Source organism: Acinetobacter sp. ANC 5600, assembly GCF_002018395.1.
Lineage (GTDB): Bacteria > Pseudomonadota > Gammaproteobacteria > Pseudomonadales > Moraxellaceae > Acinetobacter > Acinetobacter amyesii.
Genome location: NZ_MVKW01000003.1, coordinates 431,081 through 449,370, shown reverse-complemented (window position 1 = coordinate 449,370; position 18,290 = coordinate 431,081). Strand labels below are relative to the sequence as shown.

The 18,290-nt window shown below is 42.7% G+C and carries 16 protein-coding genes; 12 read left to right on the top strand and 4 right to left on the bottom strand.

The genetic code is table 11. The annotated features are described in order from the left end of the window. Positions 1-158: 158 nt before the first annotated feature. The 6 genes from B1201_RS09015 to recJ all read left to right on the top strand — a co-directional run bounded on the left by B1201_RS09015 (position 159) and on the right by recJ (position 6,936). The gene (locus B1201_RS09015; protein ID WP_078190564.1) at positions 159-956 is read left to right on the top strand and encodes an MBL fold metallo-hydrolase; all 798 of its coding nucleotides are present in this window, start codon (positions 159-161) and stop codon (positions 954-956) included. A gap of 98 nt (positions 957-1,054) precedes the next feature. After that, positions 1,055-1,420 (top strand): YkgJ family cysteine cluster protein, encoded by a 366-nt coding sequence (locus tag B1201_RS09010; protein WP_078193208.1) that lies wholly within the window; start codon positions 1,055-1,057, stop codon positions 1,418-1,420. Positions 1,421-1,640: 220 nt separating this feature from the next. Further along, positions 1,641-3,107, top strand: coding sequence for an IMP dehydrogenase (guaB, locus tag B1201_RS09005; RefSeq protein ID WP_078190562.1), 1,467 nt, complete (start codon positions 1,641-1,643; stop codon positions 3,105-3,107). A gap of 118 nt (positions 3,108-3,225) precedes the next feature. Further along, a complete protein-coding gene (glmM, locus tag B1201_RS09000; protein ID WP_078193207.1) occupies positions 3,226-4,557 on the top strand; it encodes a phosphoglucosamine mutase in 1,332 nt (443 codons plus the stop codon). A gap of 18 nt (positions 4,558-4,575) precedes the next feature. Next, positions 4,576-5,232, top strand: coding sequence for a pyridoxamine 5'-phosphate oxidase (gene pdxH / locus B1201_RS08995; RefSeq protein WP_078193206.1), 657 nt, complete (start codon positions 4,576-4,578; stop codon positions 5,230-5,232). Next, positions 5,233-6,936: a single-stranded-DNA-specific exonuclease RecJ gene (gene recJ / locus B1201_RS08990; RefSeq protein WP_078193205.1), complete on the top strand. Its 1,704-nt coding sequence runs from the start codon at positions 5,233-5,235 to the stop codon at positions 6,934-6,936. Between the two features lie 69 nt (positions 6,937-7,005). Here the strand turns inward: recJ and B1201_RS08985 are convergent, their stop codons facing one another. Both B1201_RS08985 and B1201_RS08980 read right to left on the bottom strand, forming a co-directional pair. Beyond that, on the bottom strand, positions 7,006-7,791 hold the full coding sequence (locus tag B1201_RS08985) for a putative porin (RefSeq protein WP_078193204.1): 786 nt from the start codon (positions 7,789-7,791) through the stop codon (positions 7,006-7,008). Between the two features lie 325 nt (positions 7,792-8,116). Continuing rightward, positions 8,117-8,965, bottom strand: coding sequence for a putative porin (locus tag B1201_RS08980; RefSeq protein WP_078193203.1), 849 nt, complete (start codon positions 8,963-8,965; stop codon positions 8,117-8,119). Positions 8,966-9,146: 181 nt separating this feature from the next. Between B1201_RS08980 and prfB the strand changes: the two genes are divergently transcribed. The 5 genes from prfB (at position 9,147) to B1201_RS08955 (ending at position 14,128) form a co-directional block, all read left to right on the top strand. Continuing rightward, positions 9,147-10,242, top strand: a protein-coding gene (gene prfB / locus B1201_RS08975; RefSeq protein ID WP_111884474.1) for a peptide chain release factor 2 whose coding sequence is annotated in 2 segments (ribosomal slippage) — positions 9,147-9,218 and positions 9,220-10,242 — 1,095 coding nt in all. Because the reading frame shifts where the segments join, the coding sequence is not laid out codon by codon here. A gap of 154 nt (positions 10,243-10,396) precedes the next feature. Continuing rightward, positions 10,397-10,696 carry an ArsR/SmtB family transcription factor gene (locus tag B1201_RS08970; protein WP_078190555.1) on the top strand — a complete coding sequence of 100 codons (300 nt, stop codon included), beginning with the start codon at positions 10,397-10,399 and terminating at the stop codon, positions 10,694-10,696. 37 nt (positions 10,697-10,733) lie between these two features. Further along, the gene (locus B1201_RS08965) at positions 10,734-11,822 is read left to right on the top strand and encodes an alkene reductase (RefSeq protein ID WP_078193202.1); all 1,089 of its coding nucleotides are present in this window, start codon (positions 10,734-10,736) and stop codon (positions 11,820-11,822) included. A gap of 87 nt (positions 11,823-11,909) precedes the next feature. After that, complete coding sequence (locus B1201_RS08960) at positions 11,910-13,190, top strand: 3-deoxy-D-manno-octulosonic acid transferase (protein ID WP_078193201.1); 1,281 nt, start codon at positions 11,910-11,912, stop codon at positions 13,188-13,190. Between the two features lie 227 nt (positions 13,191-13,417). Beyond that, positions 13,418-14,128 (top strand): 16S rRNA (uracil(1498)-N(3))-methyltransferase, encoded by a 711-nt coding sequence (locus B1201_RS08955; RefSeq protein ID WP_078193312.1) that lies wholly within the window; start codon positions 13,418-13,420, stop codon positions 14,126-14,128. On the opposite strand, the gene B1201_RS08950 is transcribed toward B1201_RS08955, so the two are convergent. Further along, positions 14,114-15,085, bottom strand: coding sequence for a mechanosensitive ion channel family protein (locus B1201_RS08950; protein ID WP_078193200.1), 972 nt, complete (start codon positions 15,083-15,085; stop codon positions 14,114-14,116). The genes B1201_RS08955 and B1201_RS08950 overlap by 15 nt on opposite strands. Before the next feature lie 123 nt (positions 15,086-15,208). Next, complete coding sequence (locus B1201_RS08945; protein ID WP_078193199.1) at positions 15,209-15,787, bottom strand: DUF805 domain-containing protein; 579 nt, start codon at positions 15,785-15,787, stop codon at positions 15,209-15,211. A gap of 284 nt (positions 15,788-16,071) precedes the next feature. Between B1201_RS08945 and acs the strand changes: the two genes are divergently transcribed. Further along, a complete protein-coding gene (gene acs, locus B1201_RS08940; protein WP_078193198.1) occupies positions 16,072-18,015 on the top strand; it encodes an acetate--CoA ligase in 1,944 nt (647 codons plus the stop codon). The last annotated feature ends 275 nt before the right edge of the window (positions 18,016-18,290 follow it).

The window sequence follows — 18,290 nt, the reverse complement described above, 5'->3', positions numbered from 1 at the left end:
TGAGTTAAAAACTCAGGATTATTTGCCAATAAATGAGACCCAATTCACTGATATTTCAGATAATATTGACTGAATATTTATTGTAAGTTTCCCTAAATAAATATATGTTATTCACCTATAGAATATATATTTTTTGATAAAAAATTTGGGGAATGGGAATGGCTTTCGAACGCACAACATCACAGGTACTTTATGATGATGGAAAGCATAAATGTATTAGCTTTACCAGCTTGGTAAAAGGCGAGGGCGTACAGGCGAACCAGTTCCTGATTTTGGATAATGAGCGCGCAGCGGTGCTCGATCCGGGTGGTGACTTGACCTATGTCCCACTGACTATGGAACTGAATAAATATACCCGTTTGACCAATCTTGACTATGTGATGGCCTCGCATCAGGACCCTGACATTATTACTTCGATGCCACGTTGGTTGGTTTATACCGACGCCAAAGTGGTGGCATCTAAACTGTGGGCGCGTTTCTTACCACATTTAAACTCTGCATTCATGAGTGACCGCATGAAAGGCAACTGGTTGGATCGTCTGATCGAACTGCCAGATCATGGGCAGGTGATTCCATTAGGCAACAGCCATTTGGTGGCTGTTCCTGCACACTTCCTACATTCGGTTGGTAACTTCCAATTTTATGACCCGATTGCCAAAATTTTATTCTCAGGGGATATGGGCGCATCTATGGTGGATGATGCCTCTAAACCTTTAGAAAATTTTGCCGCTCATATTCCTAAAATGAAAGGCTTCCATCAGCGCTATATGTGTTCAAACAAAGTGATCCGTCTGTGGGTCAACATGGTACGGACGATGGATGTGGAAATGATCGTACCGCAGCACGGCACGCCATTTATTGGTAAAGAACAGATCAACCAATTCTTAGATTGGATCGAAACCTTACAATGTGGTGTCGATTTAATGGATGAGACAGTTTTTACTTGCCCAGTATAATGACTTGAAAATTTCAAAAAATAATTGAGTTTGCAGATAACATTTTTTAATATTTTTCGTCCATAAAATAAGCTTTTAGATGACGAGAATAGATAAAAATGTTGTCTCAAATACCGACTCAGGATGCATGTTTAACCTGTGGAGCATGTTGTGCCCACTATCGCGTTTCTTTTTATTGGGCAGAAGGGCTAAATATGCCTGAACATTATACGGAACCTGTGACATCGGTGTATTCATGTATGGTGGGTACGAATCAGGCAAATCCACGTTGTATTGCTTTGGGTGGAGAAGTAGGCAAACAGGTGAGTTGTAACATGTATGAGGCACGTAGTTCATCTTGTAAAGAAGTTCAAATCGCCGATGAGCAATGTAATAAAGCACGCATCGCGCATCAAATGATTCCATTGATCAGTATTCCACTGCATGACGCTGAAAATGACGAAGATTTCGATCAAGTCAGTTAAGGCTTTATTTCCAGAATAAATTTATTGAAATCTAAGAGGTAGAATCTTCGGATTCTGCCTATATTGCACTGGATGCTGACCAACCCCCAGAGTATTCTTGCTGAAAACAGCATATTCGATGGTTAATATTAAAAACTCCGTAAAGAATTGCCGCAATTAAAATGAAAATTGAACGGAAATTTGTATATAATGGCTCACGGAAATTACCAGCGAGACTGTTATGTTGACCATCGTTCAAGAAGCCCTAACCTTTGATGATGTCTTATTACTCCCTGCCTATTCTACTGTTCTCCCAAAAGATGTCTCTCTTAAGACACGTTTCACACGTGGCATCAATTTGAATATTCCACTTGTTTCTGCTGCAATGGATACTGTGACTGAATCACGTATGGCGATTGCAATGGCGCAAAATGGTGGTATCGGTATCCTGCATAAAAACATGGATATTGCTGCACAAGCTGCAGAAGTTCGCCGCGTGAAAAAATTTGAAGCAGGTATGGTGAAAGACCCAATTACCGTTACACCAGAAACGACTGTACGTGAGCTGATTGCTTTAACTCAAGCAAATAACATCAGCGGTGTACCAGTGGTGAAAGACGGTCAAGTGGTGGGTATTGTTACTGGTCGTGACACTCGTTTTGAAACCAATCTTGAGCAACCTGTTAGTAACATCATGACAGGCCATGATCGTTTGGTGACTGTTCGTGAAAACGAATCAAAAGAAAACATCCAAGCATTACTTCAAAAACACCGTATTGAAAAAGTCCTTGTTGTAAATGACAACAACGAACTGAAAGGTTTAATCACGGTTACTGATTTCCGTAAAGCTGAAAACTATCCAAACAGTTGCAAAGATGACTTAGGTCGTTTACGCGTTGGTGCTGCAGTTGGTACAGGTGCAGAAACACCAAGCCGTGTAGAAGCATTGGTGGAAGCGGGTGTTGATGCGATTGTTGTTGATACAGCACATGGTCACTCTGCAGGTGTAATTGAACGTGTACGTTGGGTAAAAGCCAACTATCCACAAGTTCAAGTGATTGGCGGTAACATCGCGACTGGTGATGCAGCACTTGCATTATTAGATGCTGGCGCAGATGCAGTGAAAGTGGGTATTGGCCCGGGTTCAATCTGTACTACACGTATTGTGGCTGGTATTGGTATGCCGCAAATCTCTGCGATTGACAGCGTTGCCAATGCACTAAAAGATCAAATTCCATTGATCGCAGACGGTGGTATCCGTTTCTCTGGTGATATGGCAAAAGCGATTGGTGCAGGCGCGAGTACCATCATGGTAGGTTCATTGATGGCGGGTACAGAAGAAGCACCGGGCGAAGTTGAATTCTTCCAAGGTCGTTACTACAAAGCCTATCGTGGTATGGGTTCATTGGGTGCGATGGCAGGTGCAACAGGTTCTGCTGACCGTTATTTCCAAGACTCAAAAGCAGGCGCTGAAAAACTTGTACCAGAAGGTATTGAGGGTCGCGTACCTTACAAAGGCCCAATGGGTAACATCGTTCATCAAATGATGGGTGGTTTACGTTCATCTATGGGTTATACCGGTTCTGCGGTGATCGATGACTTACGTAAAAATGCACAGTTTGTCAAAATTACTGCGGCAGGTATGTCTGAATCTCACGTACATGACGTGACTATTACTAAAGAAGCACCAAACTACCGTGTTGGTTGATATTTAGTAGCTTTTAGCCGAAAAGGCCGTCATTAATATGACGGCCTTTTTGTTTTTGGTGTAAAGTATTTGCAGTAAAAAGTGATGATTAAGATCACCATTAAGAAGTGAGTACAACATGAGTTATTTTGGTACAGATGGCATTCGTGGCAAATTCGGTGAATTGCCTATTACCCCTGAATTTGCATTAAAACTAGGATTTGCCGCAGGTAAAGTATTAAAACAATACAGTAAAAAAGCAAAGCCCATCGTTGTACTAGGTAAAGATACCCGATTATCGGGCTATATTTTAGAGTCAGCATTACAAGCCGGTTTAAACGCAGCAGGTGTTTATGTTCACTTGTTGGGTCCATTACCTACACCCGCAATTGCCCATTTAACCCGTGCATTACATGCCAGCTTAGGCATCGTGATCTCGGCGTCGCATAATCCGTATTTTGACAATGGTATTAAGTTTTTCTCGAGCGAAGGTAAAAAATTGCCGGATGAAATTCAAGAAGCCATTAACAAAGAACTTGAAAATGACTTGGTGATCGAAGACCCTGCAAACTTAGGTAAAAGTGTGCGTGTAAAAGATGCCAATGGTCGTTATATCGAGTTTTGTAAATCAACCTTCCCGTACCATTTTGACCTGACAGGCTTAAAAATTGTGGTGGACTGTGCCAATGGTGCAGCCTATAGCGTCGGCCCTTCGGTGTATCGTGAACTCGGTGCAAAAGTGATTGCGCTGTTTAACGAACCGGATGGTTTAAACATCAATAAAGACTGTGGTTCGACACATCCTGAGTTTTTACAAAAAGCAGTGGTTGAACATCAGGCAGATTTAGGGATCGCTTTTGATGGTGATGCCGACCGCGTGATTATGGTCGATAAAAACGGTCAGCAAATTACTGGTGACCATATTCTTTATATTTTAGCCACTCAAGCGAGTCAAAAACCTGCGGGTATCGTGGGTACCGTAATGAGCAATATGGCGCTTGAAATTGCTTTAGATCAAGCCAAAGTGCCGTTGCTTCGTGCCAAAGTTGGTGACCGCTATGTTCTACAAGGCCTAGAAGAAAAGGGTTGGGTAACGGGCGGTGAGCCATCAGGTCATATCTTGACTTTGGACAAGAGCACCACAGGTGATGCGATCATTGCTTCACTTCAGGTGTTAACGGTAATGGTTGAGCAAGGTAAAGCCTTACATGAATTGGTGGAAGGTTTTGAGTTATTACCTAACGTTCTGGTAAATGTTCGCTTGGCTGCGATGTTTGATCCCTACGCTGTACCTGCACTGGTGAGCGAGTTTGAAAAAGCTGAAGTTCAGCTTAAAGGGCGTGGTCGCATCTTGATTCGTAAATCAGGCACAGAACCGGTCATTCGTGTCATGGTTGAAGGTAATGACCTTGAAGAAGTCACCGCTTTGGCAAATCATTTGGCTGATGCTGTTCGTGCCAATGCAGCTTAAATCAAGAGGGGAAATTGCATGAATGATGTGATTAAGGACTTAAGTGAACTGCGTTTAACTTATCAAAAAGGTGAGTTGCATGAAGATCAGGTGAACCGTGATCCACATGAGCAGTTTTTATTATGGTTTAACCATGCCTTAGCAGCACAACTGCATGAACCCTATGCTATGTCTTTGGCTACGGCAAATGCCCAAGGTCGTCCGCACGTGCGGACGGTCTTGTTGCGCGGTGCGACCCATGCAGGTTATGACTTCTACACCAACTATGGCAGTCAAAAAGGCAATGATCTGCTCGATAATCCTTATGCAGAATTATTGTTTTATTGGCAAGAGCAGGAACGTCAAATTCGGGTCAGTGGTCGTGTGGAAAAGATTTCTCTTGAAGAATCGACGGATTATTACCATAAACGACCGCGTGACAGCCAAATCGCAGCACACATTAGCACTCCACAAAGTGGTGTTATCGCCAGTCGTGAAGAATTACAACTGCGGTTCCAAAATTTGCATGATCAAGTGGAAAGCAAAGACGTATTGGCGAAACCTGAGTTTTGGGGTGGCTATCGTTTAGTTCCGGATTATTATGAATTTTGGCAAGGCCGTCCGAATCGTTTACATGACCGCTTGAGTTATGAACAACAGGATGGTCAATGGGTTCTACAGCGACTGATGCCATAAATGTCTAAACTTTTAATTCAACAAAGACCCTATTTGACGCGCCCTGAAGGTATTCAGGGCGTTGCGCCGTTTATTGCGGATTTATTGGCACGTCGCGGGGTTTCTTCCGCGCAAGAACTGGAATTGAAGCTTAAGCATTTACATGCCCCGACCTTAAAAGGCATGCAGCAAGCCATAGAGTTGATCGACCAAGCCATTGATGCACAGCAAAAAATTGTCATTGTGGGCGACTATGATGCCGATGGTGCAACCAGTACTGCATTGATGGTCTTGGCACTGCGTGACATGGGCGCGGATGTTGAATATCTGGTTCCAGACCGTTTTAAGTATGGTTATGGCCTGACACCCGCCATTGCCGATTTAGCCTTCGTGAGTTTTACCCCAGATGTGCTGATTACAGTCGATAATGGTATTTCGAGCCATGCTGGTGTAGCACAGGCACAGGCGCATGGTATGCAGGTGATCATTACAGACCATCACCTGACTACGAAGGAAACACCACAAGCAGAAGCGGTGGTGAATCCGAATCAGTTGGGATGTGAATTTCCAAGTAAAGCCTTGGCTGGCGTAGGTGTTGCATTTTATGTGTTGGCCAATTTGGCCAGTATGCGTAAAAAAAATGCTAAATCCACAGCCAACCTCAGCCAATATTTGGACTTGGTGGCTTTAGGCACTTATGCCGATGTTGCAAGTCTAGATCTGAATAATCGGATTTTGATCGATGCTGGTTTGAAGCGGATTCAGCAAGGACTATGTCGTCCAGGGATCAGTGCATTATTGGATATCGCTGGTCGTGATCCTGCACAGTTAAAAGCACAGGACTTGGGCTTTGTGGTCGGCCCGCGACTCAATGCCGCTGGGCGTATGGAGACCATGGATATTGGGATTGAGTGTCTGATTGCGGCGGATTTAAGTACGGCTTATCCGATTGCGCAGCAGTTGAATCAACTCAATATTGAAAGACGCCAAGTCGAAGGGCAGATTAAACAGGAAGCTCTGGCTGAGTTAGAACATATTCAGCTTGATCAGGATAATCTACCTGCAGCCTTGATCATGTTTGAACAGCATTGGCATCAAGGGGTGATTGGGATTGTTGCAGGGCGTTTAAAAGAACAATTCCATAGACCTGCAATCGTCTTTGCCGCAGATGAAGATGGCGTACATATTAAAGGTTCTGCGCGTTCGATTGAAGGTATTCATATTCGAGACAGTATTGAGCGTATTGCTGAATTACATCCGCATTTGGTGAGTCATTTTGGTGGGCATGCTGCCGCGGCAGGACTAACCATTCAAAAGCAGCATTTTTCTGAATTTAAAACTGCCTTTGAGGCACTGATCGCTGCGCAAGATGAAAGTTTATTTCAGGCGACTATTTGGACAGATGGTGAATTGCCTGATTCAGCCATTAATGTCGAAACTGTCGATCTTCTGCAAAATTTAAGTCCATGGGGACAAAAATTTCCTGCACCGGTCTATGAAGGTCTATTTAAAATTTTAGATTATCGTTGGTTGAAAGATGTGCATCTGAAATTAAAACTTGCTTTAGATAATGGCTTAATGGTGGACGCAATTGCATTTAATGCGGCAGAAAAGTATGAATTTAATCCTATGCAAGATCAAATCCGCTTGGTCTACGAACTCGATAAAAATGAATTTAGAGGAAATGTCAGTGTTCAATTGAGAGTTCTACACTTGGCTCAATAAATTCTATTTTTACAGGCAAATAAAAAACCGCTCAGAAGAGCGGTTTTTTATGGTTTTGAATTCAATGGATTAGAAGCGGTATTTCGCTGCTACACCAAATGAATTGTAGTCATTGTTGCCAACTTCACCGAAACCAACACGACCTTCAAGGCTTACTTGTTGGTTGAAGAATTTACGTGCATTGATCCCTACTTCGTTACGATCAGTGACATCGTTGTTGTAGTAGTCAGCACCAACACTGAATGTTTTGTCGATGAAGTAATCCGCTGCTAGATTGAATTCATCTAGATCACCGAATGCTGCACCCGCTTCAAGGTTGATGTCTTTACCATTGCTTAAAGTTGTTACGTATTTAGCACGTAAAGTTGGATCTACGCCATCATCTTCATCGTTATCCCAACCTTTCACACCAGCTGCAACTAAGAAGCCTGGTGCAGGAAGATAACCGACTTCAGCGCCGTAGTAAGTTGTATCGTTGTCTACTGTGCCGAATGGAGTGTCAACTTCGACATTATTACGGCTTACATCACCAGATACATAGAAATCTGAGTTTGGTACAAAGTATTCGATACCAACGCCATAAGTATTGTCGTCAACATCGCCACGGTCAGCGAAAGTTGCATGTGCATTTACATTACTTGCACGGTTTAAGAATGCAGCTTCTGCAAGAGGAGCGTTACGCGTTTGAACAGGGTTGAAGTAATAAGTACCGTTTACACCAAATTCACTGCCAGAGCTTCCATTATCTGGGTCGATGTAACCAGCTGAAGCGCCTACTTCTGCTTGATAAGCATGAGCTGTACCTGTAATAGCAAGTGCAGAAAGAAGTGCTGAAGCAATTGCGAGTTTTTTCATGGAAACTACCCCTCTAAATTGTTTGGCTAAATTTAATACATTTTTTGTTACAAGTTTTAGTCTAGAGAATTTTTAAAGATGGTCAATCGCTGCAAAGTTGCAGAACTGTGTATTCGGTAATTTTATGTAATTTCAATTACTTAAGATGTTGAAAAATATATAATTATTATTAATGTTTTGTTTTATTAAAACTGTGTAGATATTATGAATTTGTAGATTATTTGGTCAATAACTCGACTTTTTTTAAAGTAAATATTACATCCAAAAGAAAAAAGCACCTCAATTTTGAGGTGCTTTTTTATGCACATTCCTAATTCAAACGAAATTAGAAACGGAAAGTTGCATTGATGTTGAACGCTTGAACGTCGTCACCAAAACCAACTTGACCACCGATTGCTAGGTTCGGGTTAAGGAAGTATTTTGAACGGATAGCGAAGTAATCCGTGTCTTCATCACCATCATCTTCGATGTTGTAAGATGCACCAATGCTAAAAGCTTGGTCGAAGTAGTAGTCTGCACCAATCGTAACAGAATCTAAATCACCAAAAGCACCATCTGCTTCTAGGTTGATGTATTGACCATTATTAAGAGGAGCAACATATTTTGCTTTTACAGCAAAACGGTTATCGTCATCACCATCTTCAACTTTAACGCCGTCAACACCAGCAGCTAAAAGTAAATTAGAAACAGGTAAGAAGCCAACCAATGCACGATAAGTCGTTACATCATAGTCGTCTTTATCAGAACCTGACCAACTTGGGAATTTATAGTTTTCTTTGTACTTAACTCGAGAAGTACCAATTTCACCATTTACATAAAATTGTTGATAGTAGTATTCGATACCAGCCGAAATTGAATGTACATCTTGTTCATCAGTTTCAGTACCAAGTTCAACGCCATCAAAAATTGCGTAATCAACGCTTTCTTTACGATTAAAAGCATATTGAGCATAGACGTTGCTATTATGCCCAAGGAATGCGGCTTCATTTAACGGACCATTACCAGTTTTTACTGACTCAAAGTACAATGTACCTTTTACATCAACAGAATGATCTGAATCTGTATAGTCATCATCCCAATCAGTATATGTATAGCCACCATCAATTTGCGCATCATAAGCAAAAGTTGATGAAGTGATAACAGCTAATCCTAGTGCAAGTAATGTCTTTTTCATAAAACCCTCGAAACATTATTGTTGTAAAAAAAATGTAATAAATAGTAATGCGAGCGTATTGTTCATATTATGTGCATTGAAGTCAATGATTTGGATGCTCAATCTGGCTGAAACTGTGCAAATTCTCTGTGATATAATAGGCGGCTATTTAAGCCAAATTTTTTGATTGAGAGTAATTCACGTGGAAATTAATCCGTATCTATTACAGCTAAAAGACTTAAACGACCGTGGTCAAACATTACGGGGGTATCTTTGACTACGATCTGAAAAAAGAGCGTTTAGAAGAGGTTCTACGTGAGCTGGAAGACCCAGCAATTTGGAATGATCAAAGCCGTGCGCAAGCAATGGCAAAAGAAAAAGGTGAACTCGAAAACGTCATTAACGTGCTCGAAGGGCTTTCAACTCAACTAGAAGATGCCCAAGCGATGTTGGATCTTGCGGTTGAAGCAGAAGAAGAAAGCTTACTCGCAGATGTACAAGCAGAGTTAACTTCAGCGGAAGCAGAACTTGCGAAATTAGAATTCCGTCGTATGTTCAGTAATCCGATGGACCCGAACCCATGCTATGTCGAAATTCAAGCAGGTTCAGGTGGTACTGAAGCACAGGACTGGGCATCGATGTTACTGCGTATGTATCTACGTTGGATTGAACGTCATGGCTTTAAAGCAGAAGTGATGGAAGAGTCTGATGGTGATGTGGCAGGGATCAAGTCTGCAACGATCCGTGTAGAAGGTGAGTATGCATATGGTTGGTTACGTACAGAATCTGGTGTACACCGTTTAGTCCGTAAGTCACCTTTTGACTCGGGTAATCGTCGCCATACTTCATTCTCAGCGGTTTTTGTATCGCCTGAAATTGATGACAATATTGAAATTGAAATCAATCCTGCTGATGTTCGTACTGATACCTATCGTGCATCTGGTGCGGGTGGTCAGCACATTAACAAAACAGACTCTGCGGTACGTTTAACTCACGCTCCAACAGGGATTGTGGTGGCATGTCAGAACCAACGTTCACAGCACGCCAACCGTGACCATGCATGGAAACAGTTACGTGCAAAATTGTACGAACTTGAAATGCAAAAACGTAATGATGCGGCACAAGCGTTGGAAGACACCAAGTCAGATATCGGTTGGGGCAGCCAAATTCGTTCATACGTTTTAGATGACTCGCGTATTAAAGACTTACGTACCAGTGTAGAAAGTTCAAACACCGGTGCAGTGCTTGATGGCGATTTAGATAAGTTTATTGAAGCCAGCCTCAAACAAGGTTTGTAATTTAAATTTATATAGAAAACAAAGTTCTATCTGTTTTTGATTAATATATCTATAAAAATCGATATAAAAATCGAAAAAATACGATATAGTGTATTCAAGATGCTGAATAGAACTTTGTTGTCCAAATTTTTATTTAATTAAACCCGTTTAAATTATGGATATTGATTTAATTTTTAAAGCACTTGCCAATCCGACTCGACGTCAAATCTTGGAATGGTTGAAAACACCTGAACAGTTTTTGTCAGAAGAACAATGTGGCGGCTTTAATCGTGGTGTATGCGCTGGCAATATCGAAAAACTCGGTAATGTTTCGCAGTCTACGATGTCTAATCATTTGTCTGTGTTACAACAGGCGGGCTTAATTCAAGCCGAGAAATATGGTCAATGGTCGTATTTTTCGCGCAATGAAGAACTCATTCAGCAATATATTGATTATCTGCAGAACTCACTTTAAATCATTTTTCGCATTTGAAGTGTCAGGCGAGACATATATGGCTGAACTTAATACTCCTCTCATTTTGGGTGATTTACACCTCAAAAATCGCGTTGTAATGGCGCCACTAACCCGTAGTCGTGCAACCATTGACCGTGTTCCAACGCCGATGATGGCTGAATATTATGCACAGCGTGCAAGTGCTGGATTAATCATTTCAGAAGCAACAGTCATTTCAGAAGCAGCTAATGGCTATTTGCAGACGCCGGGTTTATTTACCGATGCTCAAGTTCAGGGCTGGAAATTGGTGACCCAAGCCGTACATGAACAGCAAGGTTTAATTGTGGCACAATTGTGGCATGTCGGACGTGTCTCACATCCCGATCTTTTGAATGGTGATACACCAGTTTCTGCCAGTGCGGTACAACAGGCGGGTTATGTCAGTCTGCTTCGCCCAAAACGTGAATATGTCGTGCCACGTCCATTAGAGATTGCAGAAATCAAAAGCATTGTAGAACAATACAAACAGTCTGCGATCAAAGCCAAAGAAGCGGGGTTTGATGGTGTGGAATTGCATGCGGCCAATGGTTATTTGATCGATCAATTCCTACAAAGCAAAACCAACCTACGTGAAGATGAGTATGGTGGTTCTGTAGAAAACCGCGCACGTTTATTGCTTGAAGTGGTGGATGCGCTGATTGACGTGTGGGGGGCAGGTCGTGTAGGTGTGCATCTTGCGCCGCGTGGTGATGAACACGACATGGGCGATCATGATCCACGTGAAACCTTTGGCTATGCCTTAGAGCAGTTGGGGCAGAGGAAGATTGCATTTTTCTTTACCCGTGAATATCTGGCGGATGACAGTATTAGTGATTATCTGAAACAGCGCTCAAATGGTGTGCCATATATTGCCAATATGCGTTTAAGCCGTGAAGATGCTGTAGATTTATTAGCCTCAGGTAAAGCCGATGCGGTGTCTTTTGGTAAAGCCTATATTGCCAATCCAGATTTGTTTGAACGTTTAATGGCGAATGCTGCATTGAATGAATTGCAGTTGGAAAACATGATTGGAACAGATGTTGCCGAAGGCTATATTGATTATCCAAGCATGAAAAATAAATTTGGTTCAGGTCGTTCAACCTATTAATCGACACTTGAATACGCATTATCCATTAACATGTGGATAATGCTCTGATATATTCTGCCGATTCAAACCGTTTTTGAGCGTAATAATTTGACTACTCCTTTTTGGTATAACGCAGCTTTGGCGCTGATTAAGCCGCTATATCAATGGCGCATCAAAAAACGTGCTGAAGATTTCCAACTATATCAGCAAGAGTGTCTTGAGCGCTTTGGGCCATTTCAGCCAGTTAAAAACCGTAATGCAATTTGGTTTCATGTGGTTTCCGTCGGAGAAACTAACGCTGCGCAGCCGCTGATTGAACATTATCTCAAAGTAGGTCATCCGGTCTTAGTTACCAATACCACCAAAACCGGACAAGCGCGTGCGAAACAATTATTTTTAAAAGCACCGTATGAATCGCTATTTCAGGCCGTGTATCTGCCAGCAGATCAAAAAAAATTAGTCCGTCGTTTTATCGAAAAATATCAACCGAAAATGTTGGCTCTGGTCGAAACTGAACTCTGGCCAAATTTGATGATTGAAGCCGATCAGGCCAACGTTCCGTGTTTATTGATTAATGCCAGATTATCTGAAAAATCGGCGAAGGGTTATGGCAAAGTCCCGAGTTTGACGCAGCCGATGCTAAAGAGTTTGAAACAATTGTTGGCGCAAGATCAGGCAACTTTAGCACGATTTATTGAGTTGGGTGCAAACCCCCATACCAGTCAAGTCGTCGGTAGTATCAAGTTTGATATTCATGCGCCTGATAGCTTTGTACAACAAGCAGCGCAGTTGCGTCAAGATTGGGCTTTGCAAGAGCGTAAAATCATCACCATTGCCAGTACGCATGCGCCCGAGGAACAAAAACTACTCGCAGCGCTGCAGCCAATTTTGCAACAACAGCCTGAGCTGTTATGTATCGTCGTACCACGGCATCCTGAACGCTTTGATGAAGTTTTTGTAGAAGCGCAGAAACTGAATTTACGCACACAGCGCCGCAGCCTTAATCAGACCATTTTGCCTGATACACAAGTGTATTTAGCAGACAGTATGGGTGAGTTATGGCTTTGGCTGGCAATGAGTCAGGCCTGCTTTGTCGGCGGGTCTTTAAATGAACCGGGCGGTGGACATAATATTTTGGAGCCCATCGCGTTAAATGTGCCGACAGTTTTGGGTAAGAATTATTTTAATTTCCAGACCATTGTGGATGAGTTCGTTGCTGCTCAAGGCGTGAGAGTAGTGCAAGATGCAGAACAGGCTGCTCAGGTGTTGTTTGAGTTAATCGAAGATAAGCTTCAAGCTCAGTGTTTGAATGCTGCAGCGCAGCAGATTATGCAAAAGAATACAGGGTCATTGGCTCAACATATTCAAGTGATTGATCAGTACCTTTAAGTTTTAATTTTGCGATACATTAATTTTTATTAGGCAAGTTTTATCACGGCCTTATTTTATGGTGATCGTTGAACATCCTATTCGTAGGCATAATCTACTTTTAAAGGATTAAAAGTAGCAAAAATCCTCTGTACGCTGAAGGTACTTCCTGTACCTCAGCGCACAGGCGACATCCATGTCGCCTGTCCTCAATGACATATGCTTTGCGTGAATTGATATGGTTATTTATGAACATCGTCTTGCTTGATCCTCGTCAAACTGAATCTGAACTTTGGAGTATTAGCGCCAAACGTCAAATTGAGCATTTAAAAACCCATGTCGATGTACAAGTGGGCGATACACTCAAAGTCGGGATTCGGGAAGGAAAGCGTTATTTAACCCAAATCATCAGTATCAGTGATGAGCGCATTCAACTTAAACCCTTACAAGAAGAAGAAGTACCTGCAAAGCATCCGGTGACTTTAATTGTGGCAATGCCTCGTCCGAAAGTGTTGCGCCGTCTGATCATGGATGCCGTCACCTTAGGTGTAGAAAAAATCATTTTGCTGCACAGTTATCGCGTGGATAAAAGCTATTGGCAGACACCATTTTTACAGCAGCTCGATCACTATGTGACGTTGGGTTTGGAGCAGGCAGGTGACACCATTGCGCCCAAAATTGAACTGTATAAACGTTTTAAACCCTTTGTGGAGGATGTTTTGCCGAGCATGATTTCATCGGACTATCCCGCTTATGTGGCGCACCCTTATGTCGAAGATGTGATGCCTGCAGGGATTCAACATGGATGTACGATCATCATTGGACCTGAAGGTGGATTTATCCCTTATGAGGTCGATTTACTCATAAAAAACGGTTGCCAAGCAGTCAGCTTAGGCAACCGAATTATCCGTACAGAAACTGTGATTCCGTACGTTTTAGGGCGATTATTTAGCTGTTGAAGCTTCTGTCTCAGCTTGATCACCACGGTAAACTTTAACTTCCTGTACAGGGTAAGGAATTGAAATACCATTTTGATTGAATGCTTGGATAACGTGTTCTTGCACTTCACTGATTGAGTTTGCAGTGGTGGTTTCAGTGGTATCTACCCACCAACGGACATTCAGATTGACCGAGAAATCAGCCAAAGCATTCACGTTTACGGTAAATGCAGGCTGGCTCAAGATGGTTGGGTCTTTGTCCAAAATAGCCAAAACAATATTTTTAGCTTTCTGAATGTCATCTTCATAACCAATCCCCACCACAAATTCACAACGACGACGCTGATAAGCGGTATTCACCGTTACCGCACTGGTGTAAACCGTCGCGTTTGGAATCACGATACGACGACCATCTGGAGAACGTAGGAAGGTTGCACGGATCTGAATATCTTCAACCGTACCTTCCATGCCTGACACAATAATGTCGTCACCGATTTTGAAAGGTTCACCGAGGAGAATCAAAATACCCGACAGTAAGTTCTGGAAAATATCTTTAAACGCGAAACCGATTGCGACCGAACCAATCCCCAATGCACTCATGAGCTGACCCGGTGTGAAACCAGGGATCGCAATGACCATTGCAATTAGGAAACCGAAGAACATAATGGCTGAGCTACCCACACGGTTCAGGACCAAAACTAGATTTTGTTTTGAGTAAGAACGGTCAGTGAGCGCTTTACGAACAAAGAATCTAAAGAGCTTAGACAGTAGATAGAAGATCGTAAAAACAATTAATGCGATACAAATATATGGCAGGCGTTCCCAAAATCCATCGACAAATTTATCGATCGTTGAGTATGCGTCATTATATTTAGAGGTATGTTCCAGCACGGTTTGTGCGGTTTTTTCTGTTGCCTCTTGCAAAAGTTGAGTCGTGCCTTGAGTGACATCACTCAGGGCATTTTCTTTTTCAGCCACGAGTTTTCCAAATGTTCCGGTTTTTCGCTATTTTGCCTGAAATTAGTGGCGAAAATAACCCTCATTTACAGGCTTGCGAACAGATGTATCAAAATTCAGACAGGCTCAGATTCGGTCAGTGGCTTAGAAATATTCAGTGCCTTGTTGAATGATTTCTGTCGGCGATTCAATTTCACCGCTACCCATCATATACGAGGTGATGCTACCTGTAGCCAAGAGCGACAAGACACTGATTAAAATCATCAACCATGCCAGAATTTTTTCCCAAACTGCAGCAGGGCGTGGCGCGCCGTATTGATTTACGGTCGGTGTACCTGAGGCTAATAATAAATATAGGATAAAGAACAGATTGATCACGGGGATAAATAAAAGCAGTAGCAACCAACCGGCTTTATTGAGGTCATGCAGTCGACGGACGACAAAGACACAATAGAAATAGATATAGAGAATAATAATTGCCAAATAGGCGAGGCCAGATACCCCGGTGAATATGCCAACAAATTGCTCATTTAACGCCATGGTATTGATGTTAAAAATACCCACGGCAAGGCTTAAAGCGATTATGGCAAAAAAGCTGATGATATTGAGAAAGCCATACCAACCAATCATGCTCAGTCGACCAAAACGTCCATCAGGTTTCAGGGGATTATCCGATGTAGTGGTCGTCTGACGGGAAAAGAAAGAAGAGTCATTGGTGTTCATGATCGGATCAACTCAACGTATATGAAAGAATGAAAAAGCGGAGTGCTGAGTAAAATTACCTTTGCAGTATAGGTTTAATTGAACTGGTCAGATACTGAATTAAAACATGTTTTTGTTGAAATTTTGGTTATAGATGTGCTTTAAATGGGAAAGAATAATACGACCAAAGCATGATTGCTGCGATTAAAAATTAATCGTCATACTGCTGTGATGCAGGAATTATAAAAGTAGAAATGTGGCATGGCATCTCGTGATGAGATGAATCAGATCAAGGAAAATACAATATGAAAGAGATCTATCCAGTACCTGACAGTTTCAAAAAAACCGCACGCATCAACGAGTCGGAGTACTTTGAGCGTTATCAAAAATCGATTGAACAACCAGATGAGTTTTGGGCGGAGCAAGCGCAAAAGATCGATTGGATCAAACCGTTTACCCAAGTTAAAAATACAAATTTTAAGCAAGATGATTTTAAGATCGAGTGGTTTGCTGATGGTGAACTGAATGTCAGTGCCAACTGTCTCGATCGACATTTAAAAGAACATCCACATAAACCGGCCATTATTTGGGAAGGTGATCATCCTTCACGGCATAAAATCATTTCTTTTGAAGAACTGCATGATGAAACTTGCCGTTTTGCCAATGTGCTGAAAAAACATGGCGTGGGCAAAGGCGACCGTGTGGTGCTGTATATGCCAATGGTGCCCGAAGCGGCTATTGCTATGTTGGCCTGTACCCGAATTGGAGCAGTACACTGCGTGGTTTTTGGCGGGTTCTCACCAGACTCATTGGCAAGTCGTATCGATGATAGTCAGGCGAAAGTCGTGATTACTGCGGATTGTGGGATGCGTGGTGGTAAGCCCATTCCACTCAAAGAAAATGTCGATCTTGCACTCGACATTGAAGGCACATCTTCGGTTCAAAATGTCATTGTGGTGCACCGTACAGGTAACCCGATTGAAATGAAGCCTGAGCGTGACCTGTGGTATCACATGGAAATCATGTCGGTCAATGATCTCTGCCCACCTGAACCCATGAATGCCGAGGACCCGCTATTTATTTTGTATACATCAGGTTCAACAGGAAAACCGAAAGGTGTATTGCATACCACAGGCGGCTATTTAACCTATGTGAATTGTACCTTCCGTGAAGTTTTTGACCTTAAACAAGATGATGTGTTTTGGTGTACTGCCGATGTTGGTTGGATTACGGGACACTCTTATGTGTTGTATGGGCCATTGTCGAATGGCACCACGACCGTGATGTTTGAAGGTGTACCACAATATCCAAGTTGGGCTCGGACCGGACATATTGTCGATAAACACAACGTCACTATTTTATATACGGCACCGACTGCAATTCGCGCCATGATGCGAGAAGGGGATGCCTTTGTCCGAGAAAGTGACCGCAGTAGTCTGCGTTTACTAGGTTCAGTGGGTGAACCCATTAACCCAGAGGCATGGAATTGGTACTACACCGTGGTAGGTGAAAGCCGCTGCCCAGTGGTAGATACATGGTGGCAAACAGAAACGGGTGGTTTCATGATTACGCCATTGCCGGGAGCAACCGATTTAAAACCGGGTTCAGCGACGCGTCCATTCTTTGGTGTACAACCTGCGATTGTCGATGCTGAAGGCAATGAGCTTGAAGGCGCCGTAGAAGGTAACTTGGTGATTAAGGATTCTTGGCCGGGACAAATGCGAACCATTTGGGGTGATCCTGAGCGCTTTATTGAGGCCTATTTCTCCACTTATCCGGGGACGTATTTTACAGGTGATGGCGCACGTCGTGACGAGTCTGGCTACTATTGGATTACGGGTCGTGTGGATGACGTCTTGAACGTTTCAGGACACCGATTGGGAACGGCTGAAATTGAAAGTGCGCTGGTTGCACATGATGCTGTGGCAGAGTCTGCTGTGGTGGGTATGCCACATGATATTAAAGGGCAAGGGATTTGCGCCTTTGTGACCTTACAAGCAGGGACAGCAGAGACGGATGAGTTACGTCAGGAACTGGTGGCTTGGGTACGCAAAGTCCTTGGACCAGTGGCAACGCCAGATGCACTGCATTGGGCGCCGTCCTTACCGAAAACCCGTTCTGGTAAAATCATGCGCCGTATTTTAAGAAAAATTGCGGCCAATGAATTGGACTCTTTAGGTGATACCTCGACCTTGGCAGAACCTCAAGTGGTTGAACATTTGATTGCTACGGTTTATCCGAAGTCATAAGAACCATTTGAGCGTGAGTGATAGCGTTCTGATGAAAGTTCACTATCGCTCATGCGATGGGTTATTAAGGCAATATTGAACGTCCTTTCCCCTAGAAAAGTTGATTAGGATGAAGGGCCGTTCATGATGCATTTTATCCATCGTACATACGACGGATAACAAAGACCAAGCCATGAGTCGCTTGAATGTTGGTGACTTAGATTTCATTAGATATAGATTTTACAGATATAGACTGCAGGCATTGAGATAAGCTGAATGCCTCTACTTTGTTAAGC